Consider the following 25,736-nt stretch of genomic DNA (forward strand, 5'->3'; position numbering starts at 1 on the left):
GCGATTTATTCCAAAGTTTTCAGAGGGTCGCAGATTGTCTCAAGCCCGCCATCCACTGGCAACTCGACACCGGCCAATCTGCGAACACACACAATGCCCACAACACTGTTGACCAGATACAGCCCCCGAAAACCAGACCGGGAAACCACTGACGGAGGCACCGCTTCCTCGCGGACTTCGCTCCCTGTTTCACGAAGACAATCAATTACATACTTCCGCATTACCCCCGCCACGGCCAGACTGCTGACCGGCGGCGTGGTCCATACATTCCCGTGCCTGACAAACAGGTTTGTCCGTGTGCCCTCAACCAGGTTTCCCGAGGCATCGCGCATGATCAACTCGAACTCCCTACCGGTAAAATCACGGCTTGCCATCACCTGTTCGAGCCGGTTAAGCGTTTTTATACCGGCCAGTTGCGGATTTACCGTCAGCGGGAACTGCGAGAAGTCAGCCACAACACCGCGACTGTCAGGAAATGGTGGCATGGCCGAGACAGACACGATGAGGTTGGGCCGGCAGTTCTTCTCGGGCAATCGATACCCCCGCCCGCCGCTACCACGGGTAAGGATCAGCTTGAGCACCCAGTCTGAAGCGCCGTAAGCATCCCCGTGGATGATTCCGGCCCGCTCCACTTCCGCATCCAGTTGATCACGATGAACCGGTATTGCCAGCCGGCCGGCGTCTGCCACCATGCGGTCAAGGTGGAGCGAACGCAAGACCGCCTGACGACCGCGCATGCGTATGGTTTCAAACAGGCCGTCACCATAGGCCAATCCGCGATCGGCGGCGGGTACATCGTTGCTGTCAGCCTGGATAACGTTCAGCACGGCCCTGCTCAGTCCTCATAACGCTGGAAAATCAGGGTGCCATTGGTACCGCCAAACCCAAAGGAGTTTGACAGGGCAACGCGGATGTCGGCCTTACGGCTGCTCCCCGGTACAAAGTCCAGGTCGCAGCCATCGTCCGGATCTTCCAGGTTGATGGTAGGGGGCAGGACACCATCGCGAATCGCCAATACCGAGAAAATGGCTTCAATTGCACCCGCTGCGCCGAGCAGATGTCCTGTCATGGATTTGGTGCTGCTGACAGACAGCTTGTAGGCATGCTCTGCAAACACCGATTTCACAGCGGCAACCTCGGCAACGTCCCCCACCTGGGTGGAGGTGCCATGGGCATTGATATAATCCACAGCCCCGGGCTCAAGCCCGGCATCGCGTATTGCATTCCTCATGGACCGGGCCGCGCCCTCTCCATCTTCCGGTGGGGCTGTGATGTGAAAGGCATCGTCACTCATGCCGAAGCCGGTGATTTCACCATGAATGGTCGCGCCCCTGCGCTTCGCATGCTCAAGGTCCTCAAGCACTACAACCCCGGCGCCGTCGCTGAGCACAAAACCATCCCTGCCACGATCCCAGGGCCGGCTCGCCTTTTCAGGCTCGTCGTTGCGGGTAGACAGAGCCCTTGCCGCCGAAAACGCAGCGATGGAGCTGCGAGTGGTGGCCATTTCCGACCCCCCAGCCAGCATTACATCGGCATCCCCATAGGCAATCGTCCGGGCTGCATAGCCTATATTGTGAGTTCCCGTGGTGCAGGCAGTCACAATGGCGATATTCGGTCCCTGGTAACCAAAGCGAATAGCCACGTTGCCAGCGATCATGTTGATGACGGAGGCCGGCACAAAGAAAGGCGACACCTTCCTCGGCCCCGACTTCTCCATGGTGATCACATTCTTTTCAATGTATTCAAGACCACCGATACCTGAGCCAATGGCAACGCCGACTCTTTCCTTGTCCAGGTGTTCATAACCTTCCAGGCCGCTTGCATCCACCGCCTGCTGCGCCGCAATGAGGCCGTAATGAATAAACGCGTCCAGCTTTCTGGCGTCTTTGGTAGACAGGTAGGGTTCAATATCCAGATTCTTGATACCGCCGCCGATCCTTGTGTTGTATCCGGTGGTATCAAAGCGCTCGATCTCCGCAATGCCGCTGCGACCGGCGCAAATCCCCTGCCAGGAAGAATCCACGTCGTTCCCGAGCGGCGAAAGCATTCCCATGCCTGTTATTACAACACGTCGTTTAGCCATACCCCTTCACCTGAGTCCCTTGCTGGTAATGAACTGGAAAAACAGCCAATAAAAAAGCCGTCCGATGTCACATCACATGGACGGCTTCTTGCCTGGCTTATAAAGCGTGTAGAGTATCAGGTGTGCGCGACGATGTAGTCGATCGCGTCCTGAACACTCGCCAGCTTTTCCGCTTCTTCGTCCGGAATTTCGGTCTCGAACTCTTCCTCGAGTGCCATGACCAGCTCAACGGTGTCCAGTGAGTCAGCGCCAAGGTCCTCTACAAAAGAAGATGTGTTCTGAACTTCGGACTCTTTAACGCCCAACTGCTCACAAACGATCTTCTTCACGCGCTCTTCAACTGTACTCATAATGTCCTCACTTTTGTGTCAACCAAGCAACTTAAGTGCTGCCAGTTTAGTTTAAACCATACCTGCAGACAAGCAGGGGCTCCATTCAAACATGTTGTGCAACAAGGGTTTGCGCACACATCCCCGCAGGGACTATCCCATGTACATTCCGCCATTGACGTGAATCGTTTCGCCCGTCACGTAACCAGCGGCCTCCGAGGCCAGGAAGGCAACAACCGCTGCCACTTCTTCCGGCTCACCCAGACGACCGGCGGGTATGACTTCCATCATAGCCTCGCGCTGCTTGTCGTCCAGTTTTCGGGTCATATCCGTGTCAATAAATCCCGGGGCAACACAGTTTGCGGTGATCCCACGGTTCGACATCTCTTTTGCCAGGCTACGGGTGAAGCCCTCTACACCGGCCTTTGCCGCGCAATAGTTGGCCTGCCCCGGATTACCCATACCAGCCACGACAGAGCTGATGTTGATAACCCGACCCCATCGCGCCTTTGCCATGCCACGCAACACAGCCTTGCTGGTGCGGTAGACGCTCGAGAGGTTGGTCTCGATAACCGAAGACCAGTCATCGTCCTTCAAACGCATCAGAAGGTTATCACGGGTAATCCCTGCATTGTTGACAAGAATCACCGGCACGCCAGCCTTTTCATTCACCTCTTTCAGCCCGGCCTCGATGCTGTCCGGGTCGGCGACATTCATTACGATACCGAAACCCTTGGCATCCATCGCCTTCAGGTCGGCCGAGATTGACTCCGCACCCGCCGCACTCGTTGCAGTGCCGACAACTGTCGCACCCTGATCAGCCAACGCCCTGGCTATGGCTTTTCCGATACCGCGCGTTGCACCGGTTACCAGTGCAGTCTTGCCTTCAAGAGACATGCATTGCTCCTATCCTTTTTGTCCGAATGCCTCGGAGGCCTTTGCCAGGGCATCCGGATCTTCAATTCCATAGACCGAAAGGTCGCGATCTATCCGCTTCGCCAGGCCGGCTAGCACCTTGCCAGCGCCGCACTCTACAGCGACCTTCACATCATTTGCCACCAGTTTCCGAACCGTATCGGTCCACAACACTGGAGAGTATAGCTGTTTAACCAGATTGGACTTGAGAGTATCACTGTCCTGGGCAACGGAAGCCGTCACATTCTGTACCACGGGGATGACAGCGTCGTTAAAATCAACGTTGTCCAGTGCCGTTGCCAGCTCCTCTGCGGCGCCTTTCATCAGCGCACAATGGGACGGCACACTCACTGGCAGCGGCATGGCTTTACGGGCACCACGAGCCTTGCAGGCCTCAATGGCACGCTCCACTGCTGCGGCAGACCCGGCAATCACCACCTGCCCCGGAGCGTTGAAGTTGACGGCAGAAACCACGTCACCGTTCGCAGCCTCGGCACAGGCCGCTGTCACGTCGTCGTCCTCCAGACCAATAATAGCCGCCATTTTGCCCTCACCAGCCGGGACAGCTGTCTGCATAAGCTCTCCGCGCAGCTGCACCAGCTTGATGGCATCGAAAAAATTCAGGCTCTCGGCAGCCACCAGCGCGCTGTACTCGCCCAGGCTGTGGCCTGCGACATAATCAGGCGCTTTGCCTCCTGCCACAAACCATTGACGCCAGAGCGCCACACTTGCTGTCAGAAGTGCCGGCTGCGTCACTGTGGTCTGATTCAGATCGTCCGCAGGCCCATGTTGGCAAAGATGCCAGAGGTCATAGCCCAGTACATCCGAGGCCTCGGAAAAGGTTTTCTCTATGATCGGCCAGTTCTCGGCTGCTGTCGCCAGCATGCCAACAGACTGCGATCCTTGTCCGGGAAAAATAAAGGCTGATTTCATAGTGGGAATCTTACCGTTAATGACGGGTTACGGGAGATTAGCCAATAGTACAACCTGGGGCGCAATCCGGCCAATCTAGCAAAAATGGGGAGAGACTTTAGTCTCATGACGGGGCAGGAAGGGTGAATTCAGATCATGAGATCGTCGAGGCGTTCATTGATCCGGCTGGGAACCTCCAGCTCCACCTCGCGGACCGCCTGGCGAATAGCCGCGAGCATAGCCCGTTCGTTCGCATTACCGTGGCTTTTGATAACCACTCCCTGGAGCCCCAGAAGGCTGGCGCCATTATGACGCGAGGGGTCCATCAACCTGAGCAGGCGCCCGATAATGGGCCGGGCAAGAAGGCCTACAAACCTTCCGTACAGTGTCCGCGTAAAGGCCTGCTCCAGCAACTCGATCAACAGACCTGCAACACCCTCACCGGTCTTCAGCGCAATGTTGCCGACAAAACCATCGCAGACCACGACATCGGCTACATCCCTGAAAAGGTCGCTACCTTCAATGTAACCGATGTAGTTGATCGTATCGCACTGGGCCAGCATGTGAGAGGCGAGCCGGACCTGTTCGTTGCCCTTGATCTCCTCTTCGCCAACATTGAGCAATGCCACTCGTGGCTCGGGCTGGCTACAGATGGCCGAGGCCATCAGCGAGCCCATAAGCGCATACTGATAGAGGTTTTCCGCCGTGGAGTCTACGTTCGCGCCCAGATCGAGCACATGACAACGACCACGGAGAGACGGTATCAGTTTGGCGATGGCTGGCCGCTCAATACCCGGATACATACGGATAACGGACCTTCCGAATGCCATAAGGGCCCCGGTATTACCGGCACTGACGCAACCCTGGGCAACACCATCACGAACCAGTCCGAGGGCAACCGCCATGGAGGAATTGCGCTTATGGCGGAGCGCATGGGACGGCCGCTCATTCATGCGAACGACGTCTGCCGCTTCGACGATGCGTATTCGAGGGTGCCCTTCATGCAACAAAGCCTCGAGCTCACTCCGGATTCCCACCAGAACAAGACTCAAGGCTTCATTTTCTTTCACCGCATCCAGTGCAGCGGAAACCACCACTTCGGCTCCGCGATCACCACTCATGGCGTCAATAGCGATGGTGACCGGTTTCACCGTTCCTCCATCTGTCACTGGCGGATAAATGCTCGCGACGGCTTACTCGTCGCGAGCCTCAATTACCTGCTTGCCACGGTAGAATCCGTCCGGGGACACATGGTGACGAAGATGAACTTCACCGGTGGTGGTGTCAGTGGACAGAGCTGCAGTGCTCAGGGCGTCGTGTGAACGGCGCATGCCGCGCTTTGAGCGGGTCTTTCGGTTTTTCTGTACAGCCATGATTATGCTCCTGACCTGATAAACGTATGTTCGTGAAATTCGTGTCGATTTTCCGTGAAAAACGACACATGTTTAGTGTTTCTTTGTCTTGAGATCCGCCAACACACTGAACGGGTTGTCTCCAGACTTTTTCACCGGCTCGTCACCGGAATCAACCGGCTCAAATGCTTCCAGCTCCTCCCTGGCGGGACACTCGTCACGCTCATGAAGTGGGAACGGAGGCAGAACCAGCAGCAGCTCGTCTTCGGTCATGGACCATAAATTCGCGCTGAATTCATCCGTCAGAAACGGCTCAAGCTCTTTCGGCAACTGCTGCGCCTGCTCGTCGCTGGTTACCAGTCCCAGAGTAAATCTGGAAACCAGCGTTTTCTGCATAGGACCCATGCAACGCTGGCACTCAAGGGTTACCGGCGTTTCCAGCTCACCTTCCACCATGCGCCGGCGCTCGCTGTCCATGGAAAACGACAGCTTTACATGGCACACCGCTCCGTCCTCAAATCCGTAAACGGAATCACCAAAGCGATGCAGTGCCTTCAGAGGAATATCTCCCTCCAACACAATCTTTTGCTCTGCCAAACGGTAAGGATCGACAGTTTTGGGAAGCTCGGCGCTTGAGGCTTTTGACATAGGCGCGCAATTTTAGGGGCCCGGCACGCCGCTGTCAAAGACTTCATGAGCTTTTGCCCGGAGTTACAGGAGGGATAGGTGTAATTTACGATAATATATCAGCTAACGGCCCTGCCCTAAACAACGGCTGCACCTCAAAAAAAGGAACCCTATGGACCCGCGCCCATTGCTTCTCGCTTCCTCATCGCCATATCGGCGACAACTTCTGACAAGGCTCGGCATACCCTTCGAAGCTGTTTCGCCAGAGATCGACGAATCGCCTGCACGCCACGAAAGCCCGGAACAACTGGCCACCCGGCTGGCAACAGCAAAGGCCGAAGCGCTGGCACCGGCCTGGCCCGACCACTGGATTATCGGCTCGGACCAGGTGGCCTGCCTGCAGGATGGCACCCTGCTGAACAAGCCCGGAAACCACGAGCTCGCAGTGCAGCAGCTTACCCGGAGCAGCGGCCAGCGCGTCTCCTTCATGACCGGCCTGACACTGCTTGATGCCACTTCAGGAAAACGACAGAGCCATTGCGAACTCTTTCACGCCCACTTTCGCAAGCTTGGCGCGGAAGAAATTGAAAATTACCTGAAGGTGGAACAACCCTATGACTGTGCCGGCAGTTTTAAAATGGAGGGCCTGGGCATCGCACTGTTCACAAAGCTGGAAGGCAGAGACCCCAACAGCCTGGTGGGGCTGCCGCTGATCGCGCTTACGGACATGTTGCGGAACTGGGGGCTGAATCCGCTGCTTCAGCCCCCGGGTCGGTCAGCGAAGCTCGAAACGTGACTCGGTAACGTAGCGGGCAATACCGCTACCCACAGACACACCAAACTGGTCCACGATATCCTGGAACGGTGATTTGCGGCGGCTGTAATCCACCAGGTCTTCCTGACCAATTACCTGCCTGGCGACGTGGGATGAGCTGCCCAGACCATCCACCAGACCCAGCTCAAGCGCCTGCTCACCACTCCAGATCAACCCGGAGAAAAGGCGCTCATCATCAGCGAGCCGATCACCACGCCCCTTGCGCACACTTTCTATGAACTGACTGTGGGTGGTTTCCAGCACTTTCTCCCAGAACTGCACCTCTTCTTCCTCCTCCGGTGAGAAGGGATCCAGAAATGCCTTGTTCTCGCCGGCAGTATACAGACGGCGGTCGACACCTACCTTTTCCATAATGCCAGTAAACCCGAAGCCGCCGGCAACCACACCGATCGAACCAACGAGGCTGGCCTTGTCGGCATAGATTTCATCTGCAGCAGCGGCGATATAGTACGCACCGGAAGCACCGATGTCGGAAATGACGGCGTACAGCTTCTTGTCGGGATACTCTTCCCGCAGACGGACGATTTCATCGTAGATGTACCCTGACTGCACCGGGCTCCCCCCCGGACTGTTTATCCTCAGGATGACACCCACCGAATTATCCGCCTCAAACGCCTTGCGCAGGGCACCGACAATATTATCGGCACTTGCCAGCTCATCGGCAGCAATGGTGCCCTCGACTTCCACAATCGCCGTGTGCTTGCCCTTGGCGGCAGATTCCAGCGCTCCTCCGAGAGGAAACTGGATCATGAACAGCAGCGCGAAAAGATACCCGAACGTCAGCAACTTGAAGAAAATGCCCCAGCGCCGGCTCTTTCTCTGCTCCGACTGAAGAGACATGACAAGTTTCTCAATCAACTTCCAGTCACGGTTCGATTCCGGAGGTATCGCCGGCTTTTTGCGACTGCCGGACGCCCCACTCCCGCCTTTATCCGCTCCAGCCTCCGGCTCGCTTCCCCAGCCGGGATTCCTGTCTGACTCCCAATCGCTCATTAGTGCATCCTGTTGCTGTTACGGCTCAAAGACCAAGTACGTCCCGCAGATCCTTTACCGAATCAACGATCGCGTGTGGTGAATAATGCCCAAGCACATCTCGCTTGTGCACCCCCCATTCCACGCCGATCGAAGGCATGCCAATGCGCTGCGCCATATCGAGATCGTACCGCGTATCGCCAATCATCACCGCCTGGGAAGGCTCAATCCCGTAAAAGCGAATGATTTCACCCAGCATCGCCGGATCCGGCTTGGAGCGGGTTTCGTCGGCACAACGGGTGATGTCGAAGTGCGCGCCCAACCCACTGGAGACAAGCGCACCCTCAAGGCCACGACGGCTCTTGCCGGTGGCAACCGAGCAGCCGCGCCCGCCACTGCGGAGATCGGCCAGCACATCCGCCATCCCCTCGAAGACGTTCTGCGGTGTGGTCACCTTGGCAAAAAAATAACGGGCATATCCCTCGCGGATGGTGTTCATTTCCTGACGACTGATACCCGGATACAGTTTTTCCAGCGCCTCGATCATACCCAGACCAATAATGTCGCGATAGGCTTCGCGCTCCAGTTCCGGGTAACCCAGCTCGGTGGCTGCCTGGTGAAGACTGTCAGCGATGTGATCAACGGAATCCACCAATGTTCCGTCCCAGTCAAAGATTACGACCTTTACGTCCATTCGTACTACCCTGCTATGGTCGTGCTGCCTTTACCCGGCAACACAACCGGTTATTCGGATGCCTCCCGACGGGCTGCCAGCTTGGCTATGGTATCGCCAAACGCCTCGTCATAGGGCGCCTCAAGGTGAACAGCCTCGCCGGTAACCGGCAATGTAAAATCCAGCGCGCGGGCATGCAGCATGAGACGATGACCACCAACGGAGCGGAAAGCCCGAAGACTCACATCATCCATATACTTGTCATCCCCGGCAATCGGATGACCCGCCCAGGCACTATGGACACGAATCTGATGCGTTCGGCCTGTAACCGGCGAAGCTTCCACCAGACTGTAACCACTGTAGAGCTCCAGACACCGGAACAGCGTAAGAGACTCCTTGCCCGCACTGTCTACCCGCACCCGACGCTCACCTGAGCTCAACTCAAACCGCAATAGCGGCTCATTCACTCTTTTGACCGTCCGCGGCCAGTCTCCGGCCACCAGGGCATGATACCTCTTGCGAATGCGCTTGTGGCGAAGTTCATCCTGAAGGTATCGCAGCGCAGAGCGTTTTTTCGCCACCATCACCAGCCCCGAGGTATCCCTGTCCAGACGATGCACCAGCTCAAGGAACTTAGATTCGGGCCTGGCAGCTCTCAACACCTCAATCAGACCAAAATCCAGACCGCTGCCTCCATGAACCGCGATACCGGAGGGCTTGTTTACCACCAGCATCTCACTGTTCTCGAAAATGACCGCATCCTGCATCACACCCTGAACACGGGACCCGGGCACAACCTGCTCAGGCTTCTCCTTGCGCGTCACCGGCGGGATGCGGACTTCGTCACCCGTGTTGAGGCGGGTGTCAGGCTTGACCCGGCCCTTGTTCACCCTTACTTCACCCTTGCGAATAATGCGATAGATAATACTGCGTGGCACATCACGGATCTGCGCCATCAGGTAATTATCCACCCGCTGTCCGGCGTTGTCCTCATCCACTACCACTTTCCTTACACCCTGCCTGAGCCCGGTACTCCGGTTACCGGGAACCTGCTCGCCCGCCGCAGCCCTTGCCGAGTGGTTAGAAGGGTGAGATCGTTTGTGCCTGGGAGATCTGGACATGGTTACCTTACCGCTGAACGGTCTGCGGGATTGAAGGGTCGGGCGAATACTGTTATATTCCGGCGTGCTCTACCGTTTGTCTACGGCCTGGCCAGTATGTCAGAAGCCGGAGCGGCAGAAGTATACCGACACTATTTGAGAGTTTGAACGCCGAAAGCCCAATCATTACCGGGCACGGCGACCGAATCCTCCCGGGTTGAAACGGAAGAAGCCGATAACGGCAACTGACCGGGCGCCGGGAGAACAAGAAACCGTACGGAAAACCGACGGGCGACATCGCGAAGAATCTTTACCAGCACGCAGGGCCGGGCCGTCCAGCATACGAATACGACGTGAGACCCAGGCACCCGCGTGAACCTGAAAACGGATAACATGCGTCAACAGACATTAACCCTACACGACACCTCCCTGCCTTCGGGCAGTCGAACTGTCGGCGGTGGCCTCGGAACCCCGGGAAGACTTCCCGCAGGGATCTGATTCGTCTGGCCGCCGGCTTGCTCCCGAACCAGGGGGCCCGCGGCACGCAAGTTCTGCTTCGCTGATGCCATTCCCCGGGTTTTCTGTCCAAACCAAACGACAGGAACCACTTCTTTCCATGAAAAGAATGCTGATCAATGCAACTCATCCTGAAGAGTTGCGCGTAGCCCTGGTTGACGGCCAGCGTCTGTTTGACCTCGACATCGAATCAAGCTCCCGTGAGCAGAAAAAAGCCAACATCTACAAGGGTCGCATCACCCGTGTAGAGCCCAGCCTGGAAGCCGCATTTGTGGACTTCGGTGCTGACCGCCACGGATTCCTCCCCCTCAAGGAAATCTCCAAGGAGTATTTCAAGAAGTCGCCTGGCCAGATCGAAGGCAAAATCAACATCAAGGATGTTGTTGCCGAAGGCCAGGAAGTGATTATCCAGGTGGATAAGGAAGAACGGGGCAATAAAGGCGCGGCACTCACCACCTTCATCTCCCTGGCCGGTCGCTATCTGGTGCTGATGCCCAACAACCCACGTGCCGGCGGCATTTCCCGCCGCATCGAGGGTGACGAGCGTGCTCAGCTCAAAGAGGCCATGAATGATGTCCAGGTACCGAAATCCATGGGCATCATTGTTCGCACTGCTGGCATCGGTCGCACCACTGAAGAACTGCAATGGGACCTGGACTACCTGGTCCAGTTCTGGGAGGCCATTACCCAGGCTGCGGGCGAGCGCAAAGCACCATTCCTGATTCATCAGGAAAGCAACGTGATCATCCGCGCTGTGCGCGACTACCTCCGCCAGGACATTGGCGAAGTATTGATCGATGCCAGCACGGTTTACGAGGATGTGCTGAACTTTGTCCGCGCCGTGATGCCCTCTTTCGAGAACAAGATCAAGCTGTACAAGGACGAAATCCCCCTGTTCAGCCGCTACCAGATCGAAGGCCAGATCGAAACCGCGTTCCAGCGGGAAGTGAAACTGCCCTCCGGCGGTTCGATCGTAATCGATCCCACCGAAGCATTGGTATCGATAGACATCAACTCCTCCCGCGCCACCAAGGGCCACGACATCGAGGAAACAGCCTTCCAGACCAATCTGGAAGCGGCGGAAGAAATCGCCCGCCAACTGCGACTGCGGGATATGGGCGGCCTGATCGTTATCGACTTTATCGACATGACCCCGGCCAAGCACCAGCGGGAAGTCGAACAGAAAATGCGTGAGGCGCTGGAAATCGACCGTGCCCGGGTCCAGGTGGGGAAGATTTCCCGCTTTGGCCTGCTGGAAATGTCACGTCAACGACTGCGCCCGTCTCTCGGTGAAACCCGTAGCGAAGTCTGCCCTCGCTGTGAGGGCCAGGGCACCATCCGGGGAATCGAATCACTGGCACTGAGCATCATGCGCCTGATCTACGAGGAGTCTTCCAAGGAGAAGACCGGCCAGGTTCGCGCCGTTGTGCCTGTTGCAGTCGCGACCTTCCTGCTCAATGAGAAGCGCAAGCAATTGGCTGACATCGAAGCTCGCCAGGAAGTGGAAGTGGTGGTGGTACCAGCACCCCACATGGAAACGCCACACTTTGAAATCCTGCGCATGCGAGACGATGAGGCTGGCGTGGAGCATGTTTCCAGCTACCAGGTAGCCCAGGAATACAGCGAGCGGGAAGAGGAGATATTCGAAGCCCCTGCGGCCCAACCGCCGGTTCGCGAGCAGGCAGCCGTGAAAGCCATTCGCCCGGTTGCCCCGGCTCCAACACCGGCGCCGACGCCTGAGAAGTCGACGGCGGCCGCTCCTGCCGAACCGACTGAAAGCGTGTTCCGTAAACTTGGCCGCAAGATTGCCGACTTTTTCAGTGGTGAGGAAGTCATTGGTGAGCCGCCAGTGAAGCGCGAACAACCCAGCCGTCCAGAACGCGACGAGCGCCGCACCCAGGGCCGTCAGGAACGACGCAAGTCCCGGGTGGCAAGGGACGACAGCCGCTCTGGCAACCGCAGCGGTGCCGACCGCCAGGCCAGCAGCAACCGCAGCGACAGCGGCCGCAGCGAGGAGAGCCGAAACCGCAATCGTGGCGCAAACCGGACTCGCGGGGAAGGTCAGAGCCGAGGCAACCAGCCACAGCAGAGTGGCGCCGAGAAATCGGCCGAGGGCCGCAAGGAAGGCAGCCGCAAGGACAGCCAGCCTCAGGGCCGGAGCCAGGGCCAGGGTCGTGGCAAGCCTCAGGGACGCGACCAGAAAGATACCCGGGAGCAGAAAGACAAACCAGACCAGCAGGAGGCTACCCCCCAGAAGGCGCCTGCTGCCGAGAAGCCTGCCTCCGATGAGAAACGCCGCAAGCCAAGGCGCAATCGTAATCGTGACGGCTCGCCTGCTGAAACGCCGGCCTCCACCCCTGCGGATCGTAAAACTGCCCGCAGCGAAAAGCATCAGACAGATACCCAGCCGGAAGATCAGCCCGAGAAGCCATCTTCAGTGCAACCTGCTGGAGCGCCAGACGTAGCGCCTGCCCACGCGGCGGACAACAAGCCGGAAGAAAAAGCGGCAGAGAAACCGGTACCGGTAGAGAAACCAGCCGGACAAGAGGCCGACACCAAAGCTGGCCCGGAGGAGGCATCGCCGGAACAAACCACGGCGCAGCCTTCCGAGCCCGTCACAACAGAGTCGACCGAGTCGGTGAAAACTGATCAGCAGGATGCGCCTGCCGAGTCGCCGGTTGCGGAAGACGTGTCCGGCGCAGACAAAGCAGACGATACTGTGGCCGATACTGCGGAAAAGACCAGCCAGGGTAAAACGTCCACCGAGACCAAGGCCGACGTCGATACCCAGGGCGAGGAAAAACCGAAGCGGCCGGCTCGTCCCCGCAGGTCCTCTGCCAGAAAGCCCGCCGCGAAGAAGACAGAGGCAGCTACTGACGCGGCCACTGATTCTGCGGACAAGGCTGCCACAAAACCGGCAGAAACCGGAGTCGAGACGCCCGCCCCGAAACCGGCAGAACCGGAACAGTCCGCCACGCAGGCTCCGGCACCAGAACCGGCGACAACCGACGAGCCCGCAAAGGCCGACGCGAAGTCCGAGACTGACGCTGGCGATCGTAGCTCCGACAAGCCGAAGTCTGAGCAGGAAGAGCCCGGGCCTGAGAAGGAAGAGCCGAAGTCCGAGAAGGAAGAGTCTAAGTCCGAGCAGGAAGAGCCGAAGCCTGAGAGGGAAGAGAAAGAAAAGCCAGCTGACAAGGCTGAAGAGCCGGCTGCAGAGCCGGAAGAGCCAACCCATCAGGAAGTACCGGTAACCCCGGGACGAGCCTACAATGATCCGAGGGAAGTCCGTAAACGTCAGCGGGCAGCCGAAGAGGCCAAAAAGGCCGGGAGTAACTGACGAATGCTATCAGATTCGGATATCGAAGCGCTGGAAGACATCTTGTTCGCGGAACCCTGGGGCGACGAAGCCCTGGATTTCTTCGGTCTTCACGGGGTTGTCTGCGCCAGCGTGGTAGGCCCGACATCACTGAGCACTGAAGACATTTTCAGGCTGGCCACTGGCGCCGACCAGGCGCCTGCTGGCGGCATTCCGGACACGTTCCGGGAGGCCGTGGAAAAGCTTGGCAGGGATATGGCCCATTCTCTGGATATGGGTCAGCCCCTGGAATTACCGGAGCCCGAAGATGGCGACCCGATGAACGCACTGGAAAACTGGTGCGCAGGATTTGTGGACACATTCCTGGAAAATGAGGACGCCTGGCTGGAAGCGGGAGAGGAAGAAACAGCGGACCTGCTGGTGCCTATGCTGACGTTGTCAGGCCTGTTCGAGGATGAAGACTTCCAGAATGTCCGCAACAGCCCGAAACTGTCGCGGGATATGGCGGACGCCATTCCCGACTCACTGACGGATCTGTACCTGTTGTTCCACGCTCCGGATTAAACCGGCGCGGGAACTCCCACAGGTTGCCTGAAATGATGCCAGACCGGCTCAAGCCCGTCTGGCATTTTCATGATAGACCCAAGCTCACACCAGGGTGCTCCGGGAAAGTGAAAATCGCTGCCCTGGGAGGCCAGCAGGTTTTCGCGTCGGCATAACTCCGCCAGAAAACCCAGATCACCGCTGGACTGCCCCGAGGTTGAAACCTCAATACCGCGCCCACCGGCCTGACGGAAATCACCAACAAGTGCTCGCAGTTTGGTAGCGGTCAACCTGTACTTCCGTGGATGCGCCAACACAGCAATCCCGCCGGCCTCGGTAATCCACCGGACCACTTCCGGCAATTCTGGCCAGAAGCCCTTTACATCACCTGCCTTGCCGGCGCCCAGGTAACGCTTGAATGCCTGTGCCGAATCCTTGACCGCTCCTTCATCCACCAACACCCTGGCAAAATGCGGACGCCCCGGTACGTCGCCACCAGCCTTCTGTGTGGCTTTCTCAACCATATCTTCAATTCTTAGCTTGGCCAGCTTTTCCGCAATGGTACGGGCACGTCGCCAGCGATTATCGTTCTGTCGTTCCAGAGCCACGTTCAGGTTGTTATCTGAAGCATCAAAATCCAGTCCGACGATATGTATCGTGTGGCTTTTCCAGAGACAGGAAAGCTCGGTGCCGGCAATCAGGGAAACACCAAGCTCCTGCGCCGCGCTCGCTGCATCCTTCAGTCCGGCGATGGTGTCATGGTCCGTCAGCGCCAGATGGGTTACGCCTTTATCACTGGCCCTGTAAACAAGTTCCTGCGGCGGCAGGGCGCCGTCTGATGCTGTACTGTGGCAGTGCAGATCAATGCAGAACTCAGCTTCTTGCGTTATAGTCACATCGGTTCCGATTTCAGAGTTATCAGGATGGGGCCAGTGTATCAGCCAGGCACTGCCCCGTGTCAGCAATATCTGGAGAATGCCATGTATTACGCCATCATCAGCGAAGACGTCGAGAACAGCCTGCCACTGAGAGCCTCGGCGCGCCCTGACCATATCGCCCGTCTCAATGCCCTGAAAGATGAAGGGCGCCTGCTGGTTGCCGGTCCGCATCCGGCACTCGACACCCCGGAACCCGGTGACGCCGGCTTCACCGGCAGCCTGGTCATCGCTGAATTTGATTCGCTGGAGGCTGCCCAGGCGTGGGCGGATGCCGATCCCTATGTGGAGGCGGGCGTCTATCAGCACGTCACCGTGAAGCCGTTCAAGGCGGTTCTCCCGTGATACAGGCATCCGCGCCGCTATCCATGAGTTTTTTGTAATGAAAGCTACCTTGTATGACCCGGTATCTGTGACAAAATTGCGCCTCAAATTGCTGTTTCAGGGAACAAAACCAGTGACGCCTTTACGTCTGTTTATCTGCTTTATAGTACTGATGGTCGCAGCAGCCTCGGCACATGCGAAAACCGTCTATGTCGACGATACCCTCTACGCTCCAATTCGAAGCGGTGAAGGCACACAGTACCGAATACTTCATTCCGGTGTCCGCAGCGGCACAGCCCTTGAACTTCTGGAAACCTCCGAATCAGGCTATAGCCGGGTACGCACACCCGACGGCATAGAGGGTTGGATGGTGAGCCGGTACATCACCGAGACTCCGATTGCCAGGCAACGCCTTGAACAGGCCAACCGGCAACTTGAGCAGGCCCGCAATGAACTGGCCGAGCTGAAGGCGAAGCTGCAGGAAGTCACCAGCGAGCGGGACGAACTCAGAAAATCTGAGGAAGCTCTCCAGTCACGGGCCGGAAGACTTAGCGAAGAGCTCAGCAATATCAAGGAAGTCGCTGCCGACTCCATTAATCTTGACCGGCGAAACAGCGAACTTCGAGAAGAGAATCAGAAACTACGCAATGAGCTGGAAGTACTCACCGCAGAAAAAGAAAGGCTGGAGGCAAAGAAAGAATCCGACTTCATGCTGCTGGGTGCTGCCCTCGTTCTGCTGGGTGTGATTCTGGCGCTGATTATTCCATTGCTTAAGCCAACACGGAAGACCGACAACTGGGCATAGTCACGGACGTATTCTTTGACGCCCATGCTCCTAGCCATTATAAAGAATAAAACACAAAGGTGAGGTGCCCAGGATGTCGGAGTTCATGAAGAACTATTCAGAAAAGCGTGATTTCCATCGCATGAAGATGAACTCGGAAATTGAGCTCACCGACAGTAATGGAGTGGCATTTCCGGGTATCTGCAGGGACCTTAGCGGCACCGGCATGCAGCTGTTCGTAGAGAAACCATTTTCGGAAGGTGACGAGATTCACACCCTTCTACCGTCGACCAACGAACAGTTTCCTCCGTTCGAAACTGTCTGCCGAGTGCTTCGATGCGAGCCGGAGGGGGACGGTTTCTTGCTGGGAGTCGAGATTGTGAAGGTAAAACGCTGATCAGGGAGGTCAGACAGGAAAGCCCGGTAGTCGCATAGGACTACCGGGAATATCGTAGCATCAATCGGTCTTGAGCGGTTTCTCGGAGACGACAATACCGTTATTGTCAGCGTAGACATAGTGCCCCGGATGGAACGTCACGCCACCAAATGTCACCGGGATATTCAGGTCGCCCACCCCCCGTTTTTCAGTTTTACGCGGATGCGTCCCGAGGGCCTGGACACCCAGAGCGGTCTTGCCGAGTACGTCCACGTCCCGGATACAGCCGTAGATAATCAGCCCGGCCCACCCATTGTCCGCCGCTTTTTCGGCAAGCATATCGCCGAGCAAGGCGGCGCGCTTTGAACCGCCGCCGTCAACGACCATCACCCGGCCGTTGCCGGGAAGAGCAACTTGCTCTTTGACAATCGAGTTATCCTCAAAACATTTGACTGTCACAATCTCGCCACCAAAGGCCTTCGTGGCACCAAAATTGCGAAATCCCGGCTCTACCACGAGCACTTCCGGATAATCATCACACAGATCAGGGGTTACGATAGGCACGCTTGCGCTCTCCTTTTCTAGAAGTGGTCAGTCGATTTTCTCGTCAGCCAGGAAGAACCAGGTGTCCAGCACCGAGTCCGGGTTCAGCGACACAGAATCGATGCCCTGATCCATCAGCCATTTGGCCAGGTCCGGATGGTCTGACGGCCCCTGGCCACAGATGCCGATGTATTTGTTGGCCTTCTTGCAGGCCTGAATGGCACTGGCCAGCAACGCCTTGACTGCGTCGTTCCGCTCATCGAACAGATGCGCGATGATGCCAGAATCCCTGTCCAGACCAAGAGTCAGCTGCGTCAGGTCGTTTGAGCCGATCGAAAATCCATCAAAGTGCTCAAGGAACTGATCCGCCAGCAACGCGTTTGCCGGAAGCTCACACATCATGATCACACGCAGGCCGTTGTCGCCACGCTTGAGTCCGTTCTCCGCCAACAGGTTCACCACCTGCTCCGCCTCACCCACAGTACGTACAAATGGCACCATGATCTCTACGTTGGTCAGGCCCATCTCATTACGGACTTTCTTGAGAGCCCGGCATTCAAGCTCAAAACAATCACGGAAAGTTTCAGAGATATAGCGGGAGGCACCGCGGAAGCCCAGCATCGGGTTTTCCTCGTCGGGCTCGTACAGAGTGCCGCCGATGAGGTTGGCGTATTCGTTGGACTTGAAGTCCGAGAGGCGCACAATCACTTTCTTCGGAGCAAAGGCGGCCGCCAGAGTGGAAATACCTTCAACCAGCTTGTCGACATAGAAGTCCACCGGCGAGCTGTATCCGGAGATCCGCTTCTCCACTGTCTGTCGAATATCACGGGGCAAGCCATCGAAATTCAGCAGTGCCTTGGGGTGCACGCCAATCATACGATTGATAATGAACTCCAGACGCGCCAGGCCGACGCCTTCGTTGGGCAGTGCCTGGAAGTCAAAGGCCCGGTCCGGGTTACCCACGTTCATCATGATCTTGAACGGAATATTGGGCATGGAGTCCACGGTATTCTCTTTCAGCTCGAAATCCAGGCTACCTTCGTAGATCAGCCCGGTATCGCCTTCTGCGCAGGAGACAGTCACTTCCTGGCCATCTTTCAGCACTTCCGTGGCATCGCCGCAACCGACCACCGCCGGTATACCCAACTCCCGGGCAATAATAGCGGCATGGCAGGTACGCCCACCACGATCCGTGACAATCGCTGAGGCCCGCTTCATAACCGGTTCCCAGTCAGGATCGGTCATGTCCGTGACAAGCACATCGCCGGCCTGTACGCGGTCCATTTCCTTGATGCTGGTAATGATCTTGACGGGGCCACTACCGATTTTGTGACCGATGCTGCGACCTTCCACCAGAACAGTCCCGGTTTCATTCAGCAGATAGCGCTCCATCACATTGGCGGAGGCACGGCTCTTGACGGTTTCCGGGCGGGCCTGGACGATGTAGATACGACCATCGTCGCCGTCTTTTGCCCATTCGATATCCATCGGGCGCTGGTAGTGCTTTTCGATGATCATGGCCTGCTTGGCCAGCTCTTCCACTTCCGCATCAGTGATACAGAACCGATTGCGATCTTCCTGATCGACTTTGACGGTTTCCACAAACTGCCCGGCAGACGGGTCGGTGTGGTAAACCATCTTGATGGCCTTGCTACCCAGATTGCGGCGTAGAACCGCCGGCCGGCCGGCCTCAAGGGTCGGTTTATGGACATAGAACTCATCCGGGTTCACCGCACCCTGCACAACCGTTTCGCCAAGACCGTAGGAGCCGGTAATAAATACCACATCCCGGAACCCGGATTCAGTGTCGAGTGTAAACATGACGCCACTGGCCGCTGTTTCACTGCGGACCATTTTCTGGATGCCCGCGGACAGGGCTACCTGTTTGTGGTCAAAGCCGTGGTGAACACGATAGGAAATGGCGCGATCATTGAATAGCGAGGCAAACACTTCCTTGACTGATGTGCGAACCTGCTCGAGGCCTACCACGTTGAGAAAGGTTTCCTGCTGACCCGCAAATGAGGCATCCGGCAGGTCTTCCGCCGTCGCGGAGGAGCGGACCGCCACGGCCATATTGTCGTTGCCATCGCGCAATTTCGCGTAAGCGTCTTCCAGCGGTTTTTCCAGCGCATCCGGAAATGGAGTGTCAAGAATCCACTGGCGAATCTGCGAGCCAACCCGCGCCAGCTCGTTCACATCGTTAATATCAAGAGCATCCAGGGCGTTGTCGATCTTCTCCCTGAGGCCGTCTTTGGCAAGAAACTCACGATAGGCATGAGCTGTGGTGGCAAAGCCACCAGGCACGGTAACACCTGCATTGGCGAGATTACTGATCATTTCACCGAGAGAGGCGTTCTTCCCCCCCACCCGGTCAACGTCCGACATTCCCAGGTGATCAAACCAGATAATGTAATCTTCCAAAGCGTGTCTCCCTTAAATCGTTGTAGCAAAGAGCGAAACCGGACTGGTGGAGCTGACCTTGCCCCTGCAATTCCTGCATTCTCCACTGCGGGCTCTCGAACTTGGCGTGTATGATACTGTAACCTGTGGGAATTACCTAGGGAACCTGCCAAAAACGGAGCCTGACTGCACACCATGAAACGAACCGCTTTCTTTATATCCGATGGCACTGGCCTGACTGCCGAGGCTCTGGGGCACAGCTTGCTGGCACAATTCGAGAAAATCGATTTCGAACGCATTACGGTGCCATACATTGATGATGCTGACAAAGCCCGGGAAATGGTCAAACGTATAGAAAAGGCCGCGGAAACCGACGGCGCCAGACCGCTGGTTTTTGACACCATCGTTGACAGTAACATTCGTGAGGTTATTGCCGGGGCCAGTGGCTTCATGGTGGATATCTTCGGCACCTTCCTCAACCCGCTGGAGCAGGAGCTGCAATCTTCATCCTCGTATACGGTTGGCAAGTCCCACGCCATCAACAACGAGGGCAGCTACGAGCGGCGGATCAAGGCGGTGAACTTCGCACTGGATAATGACGACGGCGCCCGCACCCGCCACTACGACGAAGCCGACCTGATTCTGGTGGGTGCGTCCCGTAGCGGCAAAACCCCAACCTGCCTGTACCTGGCGCTGCAGTACGGCATCAAGGCGGCCAACTATCCCATTACCGAAGAGGACCTGGAGGACCAGAAAATGCCTGCTGCCCTCCGCGGGCATAAAGAAAAGATTTTCGGGCTGACCATCGACCCGGAACGCCTGGCGACAATCCGCAACGAGCGCCGTCCGAACTCCCGGTACTCGTCGCTGAAACAGTGCATGCACGAAATCGAAGAAATCGAACTGATGTATCGTCGGGAAAGGATCCCCTACCTCAACACCACGGCCTATTCGGTGGAAGAGATATCGACTCGCATCATGGTCAGCACAGGACTCAAACGGAACCGCTAGCCCGTGAATGACTGGCCCTTGAATGAAAAGGACCGGCCTCCTGTTATGGATAGCCGGTCCTTATGTGCTGCGGAAATGCTTCAGGGCTCCCGGATTTAAAGCTCCTGTATCTCCAGCCCCAGGTCAGTTGCCTTGTCCCTGTTCTCAAAGCTGGTGACAACCGCGACATTGGCATTCTCCGGCTTCAGCCACTCCCTGGCCACCCGTTTCATATCTTCCAGGGTCACGGCCAGCACCCGTTCCCGGAACCGCGCGCGCTGTTCGGGTGTACGCCCGAACAGGTGGTTATGAAAGGCATGACGGGCCGCGCCTGCGGGCGAGCGAGGACGATCCAGCTGACCTATGACACCGAGAATTGACTCCTCCAGTTCCTGGGGATCATGCTGCTCTTTCTGCAACCAGTCCAGGGCCTTGTCAAAATCCTCAAGGGTGTCTCCCAGCCGGGGGTCACGGTAGGAAAAGAACCGGAAGGTTCCATTCACGCTATCCTGGCCAGCACCACCTCCGTAGGCCCCACCTTTTTCACGTATTGCCCGGTGCAGATATCCATTGCGCAGGAAGCCACCCAGCACTGTCAACGCAGCGGCGTCGGGGTGATCAATGGCAACCGTGCTATAGGCCTTGGCACAGAAATTCACCTGGGTAGAGGTCAGCCAGGCTTGGCGTGTCTGATAGCTGACTGGCGTCAGCTTCCAGGAATCCCCACCGTCAGAGTTGGTGTCGCCCCACACGGACTTCAGTTCCCCAAGCATGGGATCAAGCTGCTCTTCCTCACCAATCAGCAGGAATTGCCGCGGCTGTTGGCGGATGCGTTCGTGCAACGCCGCCAGTTGCTCACACAGCCGGTCGAGTTCCGCAGGATCACCAAGGGATTTGTCGAGGGCCTTCACCCCGCGAATCGCCTCCAGGCCACCGAGCCGGAAAGACAGCCAGGCGCCGGGGCTGATCCCCTGGGACGCCGCCCCCATGGCCAGAGCATGTCCGCTGCCAGTGACACCCTGTTCCCTGCGGGAACGAATCTGGGCAATGAGTTCGCGAACCCGCTCTTTCTCATCAAACCGGGCGCCATTGAACACATCACTCAGCAAGCGGGTCAACGCCTCGCGATTCCGCGCCAGAGCCTTGCCATTGAAAATGATATAGCCCGACAGGTCCTGGACATCATCAATCCTTCCCTTGGCGGAGAAGGACGCGCTGATGCCGCCGGACTCCGCTGAAATACGATCCTGCATCTGCAGGTAATCCAGCTTGCCGCATCCCACTTCCGGGATAAGGGTGGTGTAGTACGGCAACAACAGCAGCTCGTCCTCAGAAAGATTCGGTACCGGCACAACCACCTGCTCATAAACCAGGCCATTGGTGCCCCGGGCATAGATGGTTGCCGACATATCCCCTGCAAATCGCGCCTCTGGTTCCGGCAGCTGCAGTGGCACATCGGACAGATCCACCTTGGGCAGGATGGAATCGTCATCCTTGCGGGTCTGACGCTCTTCCAGTGCACGGGCCCGGTCAATGATCTGCTGAACCTCTTCGTCAGTCAGAGCGGCCTTGCGGCGGGCCAGGGCATCACGGATCGCCGCCTGGCGCCGGCTTTCCAGCTTGTCGTCAGGGCGTAATGTCAAGGTTACGCGGTGTGGGTTTTCCAGCAGCTTGCGGCGAATCAGGTCAGGTACATATTGCGGATCACGGATTTTCTCGCGCATATCCGCCAGTACCGGCTCCAGGTCCAGCAGTTCCACCGGATCGCCGCCGTGCACCATGGGCGAGATTGCGGTCATGATCAGTTGCAGACCATACGGGAAGCTGTCGCCGGCAATTTCACGCTGATGCAGTTCAAGCTGGTGCAGGATGGCTTCCAGGCGGTCCTGACTGACCCCTTCTTGCACCACCTTTGCCAGAGTCTGTTCGATCAGTTGCTCAAGTTCACCCTGCTTCTCCGGCTCGCTGCCTTCAATGCCACACACGAACGTCATCTCACGATTGGAGTCTTCCAGGCCACACATAGGCGAAGGAGAATGCCCGATATCCGTGGTCTCCAGAGCGCGCATCAGTGGCGACGCGCTGTTTTCCAGCAACACGCTGACCAGCAGCTGGCCCTCCAGATTTTCCTGCAGGTCGAAACTGTGCCCCAGCAGCCAGCCCATCACGATATGGGTCTTGTGGCTGGTTTCCTCGCCTTCACTGACGGCGTAGCTCTGGTCGACCCGTACCGGGGAAAACATTCGTTTCTCATCCCGCACCGGCAATTCCACATCCAGGTGGTCAAACCGCTTGAGGGCAAGCTCTTCAAACCGTTCATGGTGTTCATGAGCCGGAATGTCCCCATAGGTGGCGAAGATGGCATTGCTGGGGTGGTAATGATGGCGATAGAAACGCAGCAGATCGTCGTAGCTCAGGTCTACGATATGGTCGGGCTCACCACCACTGTTGTAGTGATAGGTGGTCGTCGGAAACAGGTGGCTGGACAGGTTCTGCCACAGCTGGGATGTAGGCGCACTCATGGCGCCTTTCATCTCGTTGTAAACCACACCGCGGTAGACCAGATCCGTGGACGGGTCTTCCGGTGTGTCGAATTCAAGACGATGGCCTTCCTGAGCGAAATCCAGCGGATCAAGCGAGGAGAAAAATACCGAGTCCAGATACACCGTCAACAGGTTATCGAAATCCTTGCGGTTCATGCTGGCAAACGGGTAAGCCGTCCAGTCGCTGCTGGTGAAAGCATTCATGAACGTGTTCAGGGACCGGCGAATCATCATGAAAAACGGATCACGCACCGGAAAACGCTCGCTGCCGCAAAGCGCTGTATGTTCGAGGATATGGGCAACCCCGGTGGAATCCATGGGAAACGTCCGCAGGGCCACAAAAAACACGTTCTCGTCATTGTCTGCCGCCAGGTGCAGATGGCGGGCACCGGTCTTGCGGTGACGATATTCCTCGACTGTCACATTCAGCGTGCTGATCCGGTGACTGCGTAGCTTTTCAAAAGCCGGATGGACGGCGTTCTCGATCACTGCGGCCATTCAAACTATCCTGTCTTTAACCAAATGGGGATTGTAGGGTAACACGTACTTTCTATTATCATGCACTAACCCGAAGCCACAAGGCAGCACCTGATTCCATGACCACTGAACCCCATGCTGACATGACACCGGACACTCCGCCCGAACCCACCGGGCCTGGCCAGGCTTCCGCCAGCAAACGCCGGAAGATCCAGGCCCCGGAAGTGGCGGCCTACTGGGCAGAACGCCGCCGGTATCTGGATCGCATACGCCGGGTTCCCGAGATCCGCCAACGTTACTGGCGGGCCATCGGCATTTATCTGCTGCGGAGAGTATTGTGGTCTTTCGGCTTCTTTCCGGTGTTCATCGCTTTCTGGGTGCCATTTGTGCTTTCCAGCTTTAACCCCGTGGTCATGGCTTCGGACCTGATTCCCCTGCTGGAGAACTTCGTCAACGCCAACCCGGAAGTTCAGGCCAACACTATAAGTACGCTGGCTATTGCCTGGGGATCTGTCGGCTTCTTTTTTCTGGTGTTTGATTTCGTACTCACCCCTTTCAAATCTCCCTATCAGTACGAAGCAGATGTTTACATGCGCGCCTGGGAGCAACTCAACCATGATCAGCTTCCGGACAAAGTGTGATATGTCCTGCATTCTCGTTAACTTCAGTGACTTTGTGTTACATAAGATTGCCCCGACTGGGTAAGATAAGGCTGTGTAATCCCTGAATCCCGTTGAACAATGACAAGGAAACGGGCGGGGCATCGGCAGTAACACACGAATGCAGCATTGAGAGGTTGCCCATGGTCGATTTCAGACCACTTCTGTTCATCAACGCGCTGGCACTGATGCTTCTGGTAACGGCCGGCTTCGCCTCTATGCGCGATGAGCTGTCCGTGGGTACAGGTAAGGCAGTCACTGAACCGGAAATCGAAGAAACCATCGCCACCGCGTCTTCGGATTCTGCAGACACCACGACGGAAGAGCTCTACCGCAAAGACAGCACCTCCGAGGTCACTGCCCTGGAAACGCCACTGGAGGAACCCGCCACTGACCAGCCTCGCCGCCCGATCAACGCTGAGCCCTTCTCAATTCCCGAAGTGCCGGAAGACCCGAAGATGCTGGCCGTGGCCGAGCCAATGTCTGCAATGCCCGAGTCACGCACAATTGCTCCCCAGGAGTCCCCGGCTGAACCGACTACCCGGCAGAAGCCGGAAGAACCACGCCCGACAACCGGCCTGCTGGTGCTGCGCTCAAACGTGGTCGGTGATGAGGTCACCATCAATGGCAAGGACTACGGCGCCACCCGCCTCGACCTGGAGCTGGAACCCGGCAGATACGAGGTCGTCATCAGCAAGGAAGGCTACAAGCCCTGGCAACAGACGGTGGCGGTGGCCGCTGGTAATGAAAAGACACTGGTCGGCAGACTGGAGGCCTACACCCGGGTCGAATACCGTAACGGCACCTGGATTGGTGGCGTCAGGACTGGTGACGGCACCTATGAAGACGCCGATGGCCTGCGCTATGAAGGCCACTTCGTTGACGGTGAGTTTGATGGTAAAGGCACCGCCTGGTACCCCGACGGCAGCCGCTATGAAGGCGACTGGCGTGAAGGTCAGCGGCATGGCGAGGGTACCTGGCGGGGTGCTGACGACACCCGCTATACAGGCCAGTTCCGCAACAACCAGTTTGACGGACAGGGCACGCTGACCATGGCCAACGGCGACATACTGACGGGGCAATGGTCCGCAGGCCAGCTGAACGGGCATGGCTCCCTCACTACCTCGGATGGCATGCTGTATGTTGGCGGGTTCCGAAATGACGAGTTCCATGGTGAAGGCACTCTCACCTATCCGGACGGTCGCCATTATGAAGGCGGCTTCTCCAATGGCGAGTTCCATGGCAAGGGCAAGGAAGTGTTTGCCGATGGCAAGAAATACGAAGGCGAGTATATTGAAGGTTCGTTCCACGGTAAGGGGCTGCTTCGCAATCCCAACGGCAGCTCGATCGCGGCAACCTTCCGGTACGGCGAACCCTATGGACAGGTACGCCTGACAACGGCGGCCGGGGAGGTATTCACTGCCCGGACCAAGGAACCCGGTGTTTGTTATCGGGAAAAGAGCTATCGGGCAACCCAGTGCCCGAAACTGGAAGGCTGGTAAGCATCAGCCCGATGATGAACACACATGCAG

The 25,736-nt window shown here is 57.3% G+C and carries 24 protein-coding genes; 9 read left to right on the forward strand and 15 right to left on the reverse strand.

What is annotated here, in order from left to right; genetic code table 11:
• Positions 1-5 precede the first annotated feature (5 nt).
• The 8 genes from pabC to QPM17_RS02460 form a co-directional block, all read right to left on the reverse strand.
• The gene (gene pabC, locus QPM17_RS02425; RefSeq protein WP_285388447.1) at positions 6-827 is read right to left on the reverse strand and encodes an aminodeoxychorismate lyase; all 822 of its coding nucleotides are present in this window, start codon (positions 825-827) and stop codon (positions 6-8) included.
• An 8-nt stretch (positions 828-835) separates the two neighbouring features.
• Entirely contained in the window at positions 836-2,083 is a 1,248-nt protein-coding gene (fabF, locus tag QPM17_RS02430; RefSeq protein WP_285388448.1) for a beta-ketoacyl-ACP synthase II, read from the reverse strand.
• Positions 2,084-2,199: 116 nt separating this feature from the next.
• Positions 2,200-2,433: an acyl carrier protein gene (acpP, locus tag QPM17_RS02435; protein WP_007154069.1), complete on the reverse strand. Its 234-nt coding sequence runs from the start codon at positions 2,431-2,433 to the stop codon at positions 2,200-2,202.
• Between the two features lie 132 nt (positions 2,434-2,565).
• Positions 2,566-3,309 carry a 3-oxoacyl-ACP reductase FabG gene (gene fabG / locus QPM17_RS02440; protein ID WP_285388450.1) on the reverse strand — a complete coding sequence of 248 codons (744 nt, stop codon included), beginning with the start codon at positions 3,307-3,309 and terminating at the stop codon, positions 2,566-2,568.
• A gap of 9 nt (positions 3,310-3,318) precedes the next feature.
• Positions 3,319-4,260 carry an ACP S-malonyltransferase gene (gene fabD / locus QPM17_RS02445; protein WP_285388452.1) on the reverse strand — a complete coding sequence of 314 codons (942 nt, stop codon included), beginning with the start codon at positions 4,258-4,260 and terminating at the stop codon, positions 3,319-3,321.
• A gap of 128 nt (positions 4,261-4,388) precedes the next feature.
• The gene (gene plsX / locus QPM17_RS02450; RefSeq protein WP_285388453.1) at positions 4,389-5,390 is read right to left on the reverse strand and encodes a phosphate acyltransferase PlsX; all 1,002 of its coding nucleotides are present in this window, start codon (positions 5,388-5,390) and stop codon (positions 4,389-4,391) included.
• 42 nt (positions 5,391-5,432) lie between these two features.
• Complete coding sequence (gene rpmF, locus QPM17_RS02455; protein ID WP_007154073.1) at positions 5,433-5,612, reverse strand: 50S ribosomal protein L32; 180 nt, start codon at positions 5,610-5,612, stop codon at positions 5,433-5,435.
• 72 nt (positions 5,613-5,684) lie between these two features.
• Positions 5,685-6,239 (reverse strand): YceD family protein, encoded by a 555-nt coding sequence (locus tag QPM17_RS02460; protein ID WP_285388455.1) that lies wholly within the window; start codon positions 6,237-6,239, stop codon positions 5,685-5,687.
• Positions 6,240-6,390: 151 nt separating this feature from the next.
• Between QPM17_RS02460 and QPM17_RS02465 the strand changes: the two genes are divergently transcribed.
• Positions 6,391-7,014, forward strand: coding sequence for a Maf family protein (locus tag QPM17_RS02465; RefSeq protein ID WP_285388456.1), 624 nt, complete (start codon positions 6,391-6,393; stop codon positions 7,012-7,014).
• On the opposite strand, the gene QPM17_RS02470 is transcribed toward QPM17_RS02465, so the two are convergent.
• The 3 genes from QPM17_RS02470 to rluC are packed head-to-tail and all read right to left on the reverse strand — an operon-like array spanning position 6,994 to position 9,819.
• On the reverse strand, positions 6,994-8,046 hold the full coding sequence (locus tag QPM17_RS02470; RefSeq protein WP_285388457.1) for a S49 family peptidase: 1,053 nt from the start codon (positions 8,044-8,046) through the stop codon (positions 6,994-6,996). The two genes, QPM17_RS02465 and QPM17_RS02470, sit on opposite strands and share 21 nt — an antisense overlap.
• 25 nt (positions 8,047-8,071) lie before the next feature.
• Entirely contained in the window at positions 8,072-8,719 is a 648-nt protein-coding gene (locus tag QPM17_RS02475; RefSeq protein WP_285388458.1) for an HAD family hydrolase, read from the reverse strand.
• 50 nt (positions 8,720-8,769) lie between these two features.
• Positions 8,770-9,819 carry a 23S rRNA pseudouridine(955/2504/2580) synthase RluC gene (rluC, locus tag QPM17_RS02480; RefSeq protein WP_285388459.1) on the reverse strand — a complete coding sequence of 350 codons (1,050 nt, stop codon included), beginning with the start codon at positions 9,817-9,819 and terminating at the stop codon, positions 8,770-8,772.
• A 595-nt stretch (positions 9,820-10,414) separates the two neighbouring features.
• Here rluC and rne point away from each other — a divergent pair.
• A complete protein-coding gene (rne, locus tag QPM17_RS02485) occupies positions 10,415-13,651 on the forward strand; it encodes a ribonuclease E (RefSeq protein ID WP_285388460.1) in 3,237 nt (1,078 codons plus the stop codon).
• Between the two features lie 3 nt (positions 13,652-13,654).
• On the forward strand, positions 13,655-14,194 hold the full coding sequence (locus tag QPM17_RS02490) for a YecA/YgfB family protein (RefSeq protein WP_285388461.1): 540 nt from the start codon (positions 13,655-13,657) through the stop codon (positions 14,192-14,194).
• Here QPM17_RS02490 and QPM17_RS02495 read toward each other — a convergent pair.
• The gene (locus QPM17_RS02495; RefSeq protein WP_285388463.1) at positions 14,191-15,069 is read right to left on the reverse strand and encodes a PHP domain-containing protein; all 879 of its coding nucleotides are present in this window, start codon (positions 15,067-15,069) and stop codon (positions 14,191-14,193) included. The genes QPM17_RS02490 and QPM17_RS02495 overlap by 4 nt on opposite strands.
• 84 nt (positions 15,070-15,153) lie before the next feature.
• Here QPM17_RS02495 and QPM17_RS02500 point away from each other — a divergent pair, with 84 nt between their 5' ends.
• The 3 genes from QPM17_RS02500 to QPM17_RS02510 all read left to right on the forward strand — a co-directional run bounded on the left by QPM17_RS02500 (position 15,154) and on the right by QPM17_RS02510 (position 16,613).
• Positions 15,154-15,453: a YciI family protein gene (locus tag QPM17_RS02500; RefSeq protein ID WP_285388464.1), complete on the forward strand. Its 300-nt coding sequence runs from the start codon at positions 15,154-15,156 to the stop codon at positions 15,451-15,453.
• A 112-nt stretch (positions 15,454-15,565) separates the two neighbouring features.
• Entirely contained in the window at positions 15,566-16,237 is a 672-nt protein-coding gene (locus QPM17_RS02505; RefSeq protein ID WP_285388465.1) for a TIGR04211 family SH3 domain-containing protein, read from the forward strand.
• 85 nt (positions 16,238-16,322) lie between these two features.
• On the forward strand, positions 16,323-16,613 hold the full coding sequence (locus tag QPM17_RS02510) for a PilZ domain-containing protein (RefSeq protein ID WP_285388467.1): 291 nt from the start codon (positions 16,323-16,325) through the stop codon (positions 16,611-16,613).
• A 60-nt stretch (positions 16,614-16,673) separates the two neighbouring features.
• Here the strand turns inward: QPM17_RS02510 and rraA are convergent, their stop codons facing one another.
• Both rraA and ppsA read right to left on the reverse strand, forming a co-directional pair.
• Positions 16,674-17,156, reverse strand: a complete 483-nt coding sequence (gene rraA, locus QPM17_RS02515; RefSeq protein ID WP_285388468.1) for a ribonuclease E activity regulator RraA — start codon at positions 17,154-17,156, stop codon at positions 16,674-16,676.
• 27 nt (positions 17,157-17,183) lie between these two features.
• Positions 17,184-19,556: a phosphoenolpyruvate synthase gene (gene ppsA, locus QPM17_RS02520; RefSeq protein ID WP_285388469.1), complete on the reverse strand. Its 2,373-nt coding sequence runs from the start codon at positions 19,554-19,556 to the stop codon at positions 17,184-17,186.
• A 174-nt stretch (positions 19,557-19,730) separates the two neighbouring features.
• Between ppsA and ppsR the strand changes: the two genes are divergently transcribed.
• Positions 19,731-20,546 (forward strand): posphoenolpyruvate synthetase regulatory kinase/phosphorylase PpsR, encoded by an 816-nt coding sequence (gene ppsR, locus QPM17_RS02525; protein WP_285388470.1) that lies wholly within the window; start codon positions 19,731-19,733, stop codon positions 20,544-20,546.
• 95 nt (positions 20,547-20,641) lie between these two features.
• On the opposite strand, the gene QPM17_RS02530 is transcribed toward ppsR, so the two are convergent.
• Complete coding sequence (locus QPM17_RS02530; protein WP_285388471.1) at positions 20,642-23,566, reverse strand: insulinase family protein; 2,925 nt, start codon at positions 23,564-23,566, stop codon at positions 20,642-20,644.
• Between the two features lie 98 nt (positions 23,567-23,664).
• On the opposite strand from QPM17_RS02530, the gene QPM17_RS02535 reads away from it, so the two are divergent.
• On the forward strand, positions 23,665-24,186 hold the full coding sequence (locus tag QPM17_RS02535) for a hypothetical protein (RefSeq protein WP_285388472.1): 522 nt from the start codon (positions 23,665-23,667) through the stop codon (positions 24,184-24,186).
• Positions 24,187-24,347: 161 nt separating this feature from the next.
• A complete protein-coding gene (locus QPM17_RS02540) occupies positions 24,348-25,706 on the forward strand; it encodes a PEGA domain-containing protein (RefSeq protein ID WP_285388473.1) in 1,359 nt (452 codons plus the stop codon).
• Positions 25,707-25,736: the final 30 nt, after the last annotated feature.

The sequence above is a fragment of the Marinobacter azerbaijanicus genome (genome assembly GCF_030250645.1).
GTDB classification, from domain to species: domain Bacteria; phylum Pseudomonadota; class Gammaproteobacteria; order Pseudomonadales; family Oleiphilaceae; genus Marinobacter; species Marinobacter azerbaijanicus.

What these genes read in the sequence shown, in the direction of transcription:
- fabF (WP_285388448.1), bottom strand. Translation starts at nt 2,083, where the DNA reads ATGGCTAAACGACGTGTTGTAATAACAGGCATGGGAATGCTTTCGCCG.
- acpP (WP_007154069.1), bottom strand. Translation starts at nt 2,433, where the DNA reads ATGAGTACAGTTGAAGAGCGCGTGAAGAAGATCGTTTGTGAGCAGTTG.
- fabG (WP_285388450.1), bottom strand. Translation starts at nt 3,309, where the DNA reads ATGTCTCTTGAAGGCAAGACTGCACTGGTAACCGGTGCAACGCGCGGT.
- fabD (WP_285388452.1), bottom strand. Translation starts at nt 4,260, where the DNA reads ATGAAATCAGCCTTTATTTTTCCCGGACAAGGATCGCAGTCTGTTGGC.
- rpmF (WP_007154073.1), bottom strand. Translation starts at nt 5,612, where the DNA reads ATGGCTGTACAGAAAAACCGAAAGACCCGCTCAAAGCGCGGCATGCGC.
- QPM17_RS02460 (WP_285388455.1), bottom strand. Translation starts at nt 6,239, where the DNA reads ATGTCAAAAGCCTCAAGCGCCGAGCTTCCCAAAACTGTCGATCCTTAC.
- QPM17_RS02465 (WP_285388456.1), top strand. Translation starts at nt 6,391, where the DNA reads ATGGACCCGCGCCCATTGCTTCTCGCTTCCTCATCGCCATATCGGCGA.
- QPM17_RS02470 (WP_285388457.1), bottom strand. Translation starts at nt 8,046, where the DNA reads ATGAGCGATTGGGAGTCAGACAGGAATCCCGGCTGGGGAAGCGAGCCG.
- QPM17_RS02475 (WP_285388458.1), bottom strand. Translation starts at nt 8,719, where the DNA reads ATGGACGTAAAGGTCGTAATCTTTGACTGGGACGGAACATTGGTGGAT.
- rluC (WP_285388459.1), bottom strand. Translation starts at nt 9,819, where the DNA reads ATGTCCAGATCTCCCAGGCACAAACGATCTCACCCTTCTAACCACTCG.
- rne (WP_285388460.1), top strand. Translation starts at nt 10,415, where the DNA reads ATGAAAAGAATGCTGATCAATGCAACTCATCCTGAAGAGTTGCGCGTA.
- QPM17_RS02490 (WP_285388461.1), top strand. Translation starts at nt 13,655, where the DNA reads ATGCTATCAGATTCGGATATCGAAGCGCTGGAAGACATCTTGTTCGCG.
- QPM17_RS02500 (WP_285388464.1), top strand. Translation starts at nt 15,154, where the DNA reads ATGTATTACGCCATCATCAGCGAAGACGTCGAGAACAGCCTGCCACTG.
- QPM17_RS02510 (WP_285388467.1), top strand. Translation starts at nt 16,323, where the DNA reads ATGAAGAACTATTCAGAAAAGCGTGATTTCCATCGCATGAAGATGAAC.
- ppsR (WP_285388470.1), top strand. Translation starts at nt 19,731, where the DNA reads ATGAAACGAACCGCTTTCTTTATATCCGATGGCACTGGCCTGACTGCC.
- QPM17_RS02530 (WP_285388471.1), bottom strand. Translation starts at nt 23,566, where the DNA reads ATGGCCGCAGTGATCGAGAACGCCGTCCATCCGGCTTTTGAAAAGCTA.
- QPM17_RS02535 (WP_285388472.1), top strand. Translation starts at nt 23,665, where the DNA reads ATGACCACTGAACCCCATGCTGACATGACACCGGACACTCCGCCCGAA.
- QPM17_RS02540 (WP_285388473.1), top strand. Translation starts at nt 24,348, where the DNA reads ATGGTCGATTTCAGACCACTTCTGTTCATCAACGCGCTGGCACTGATG.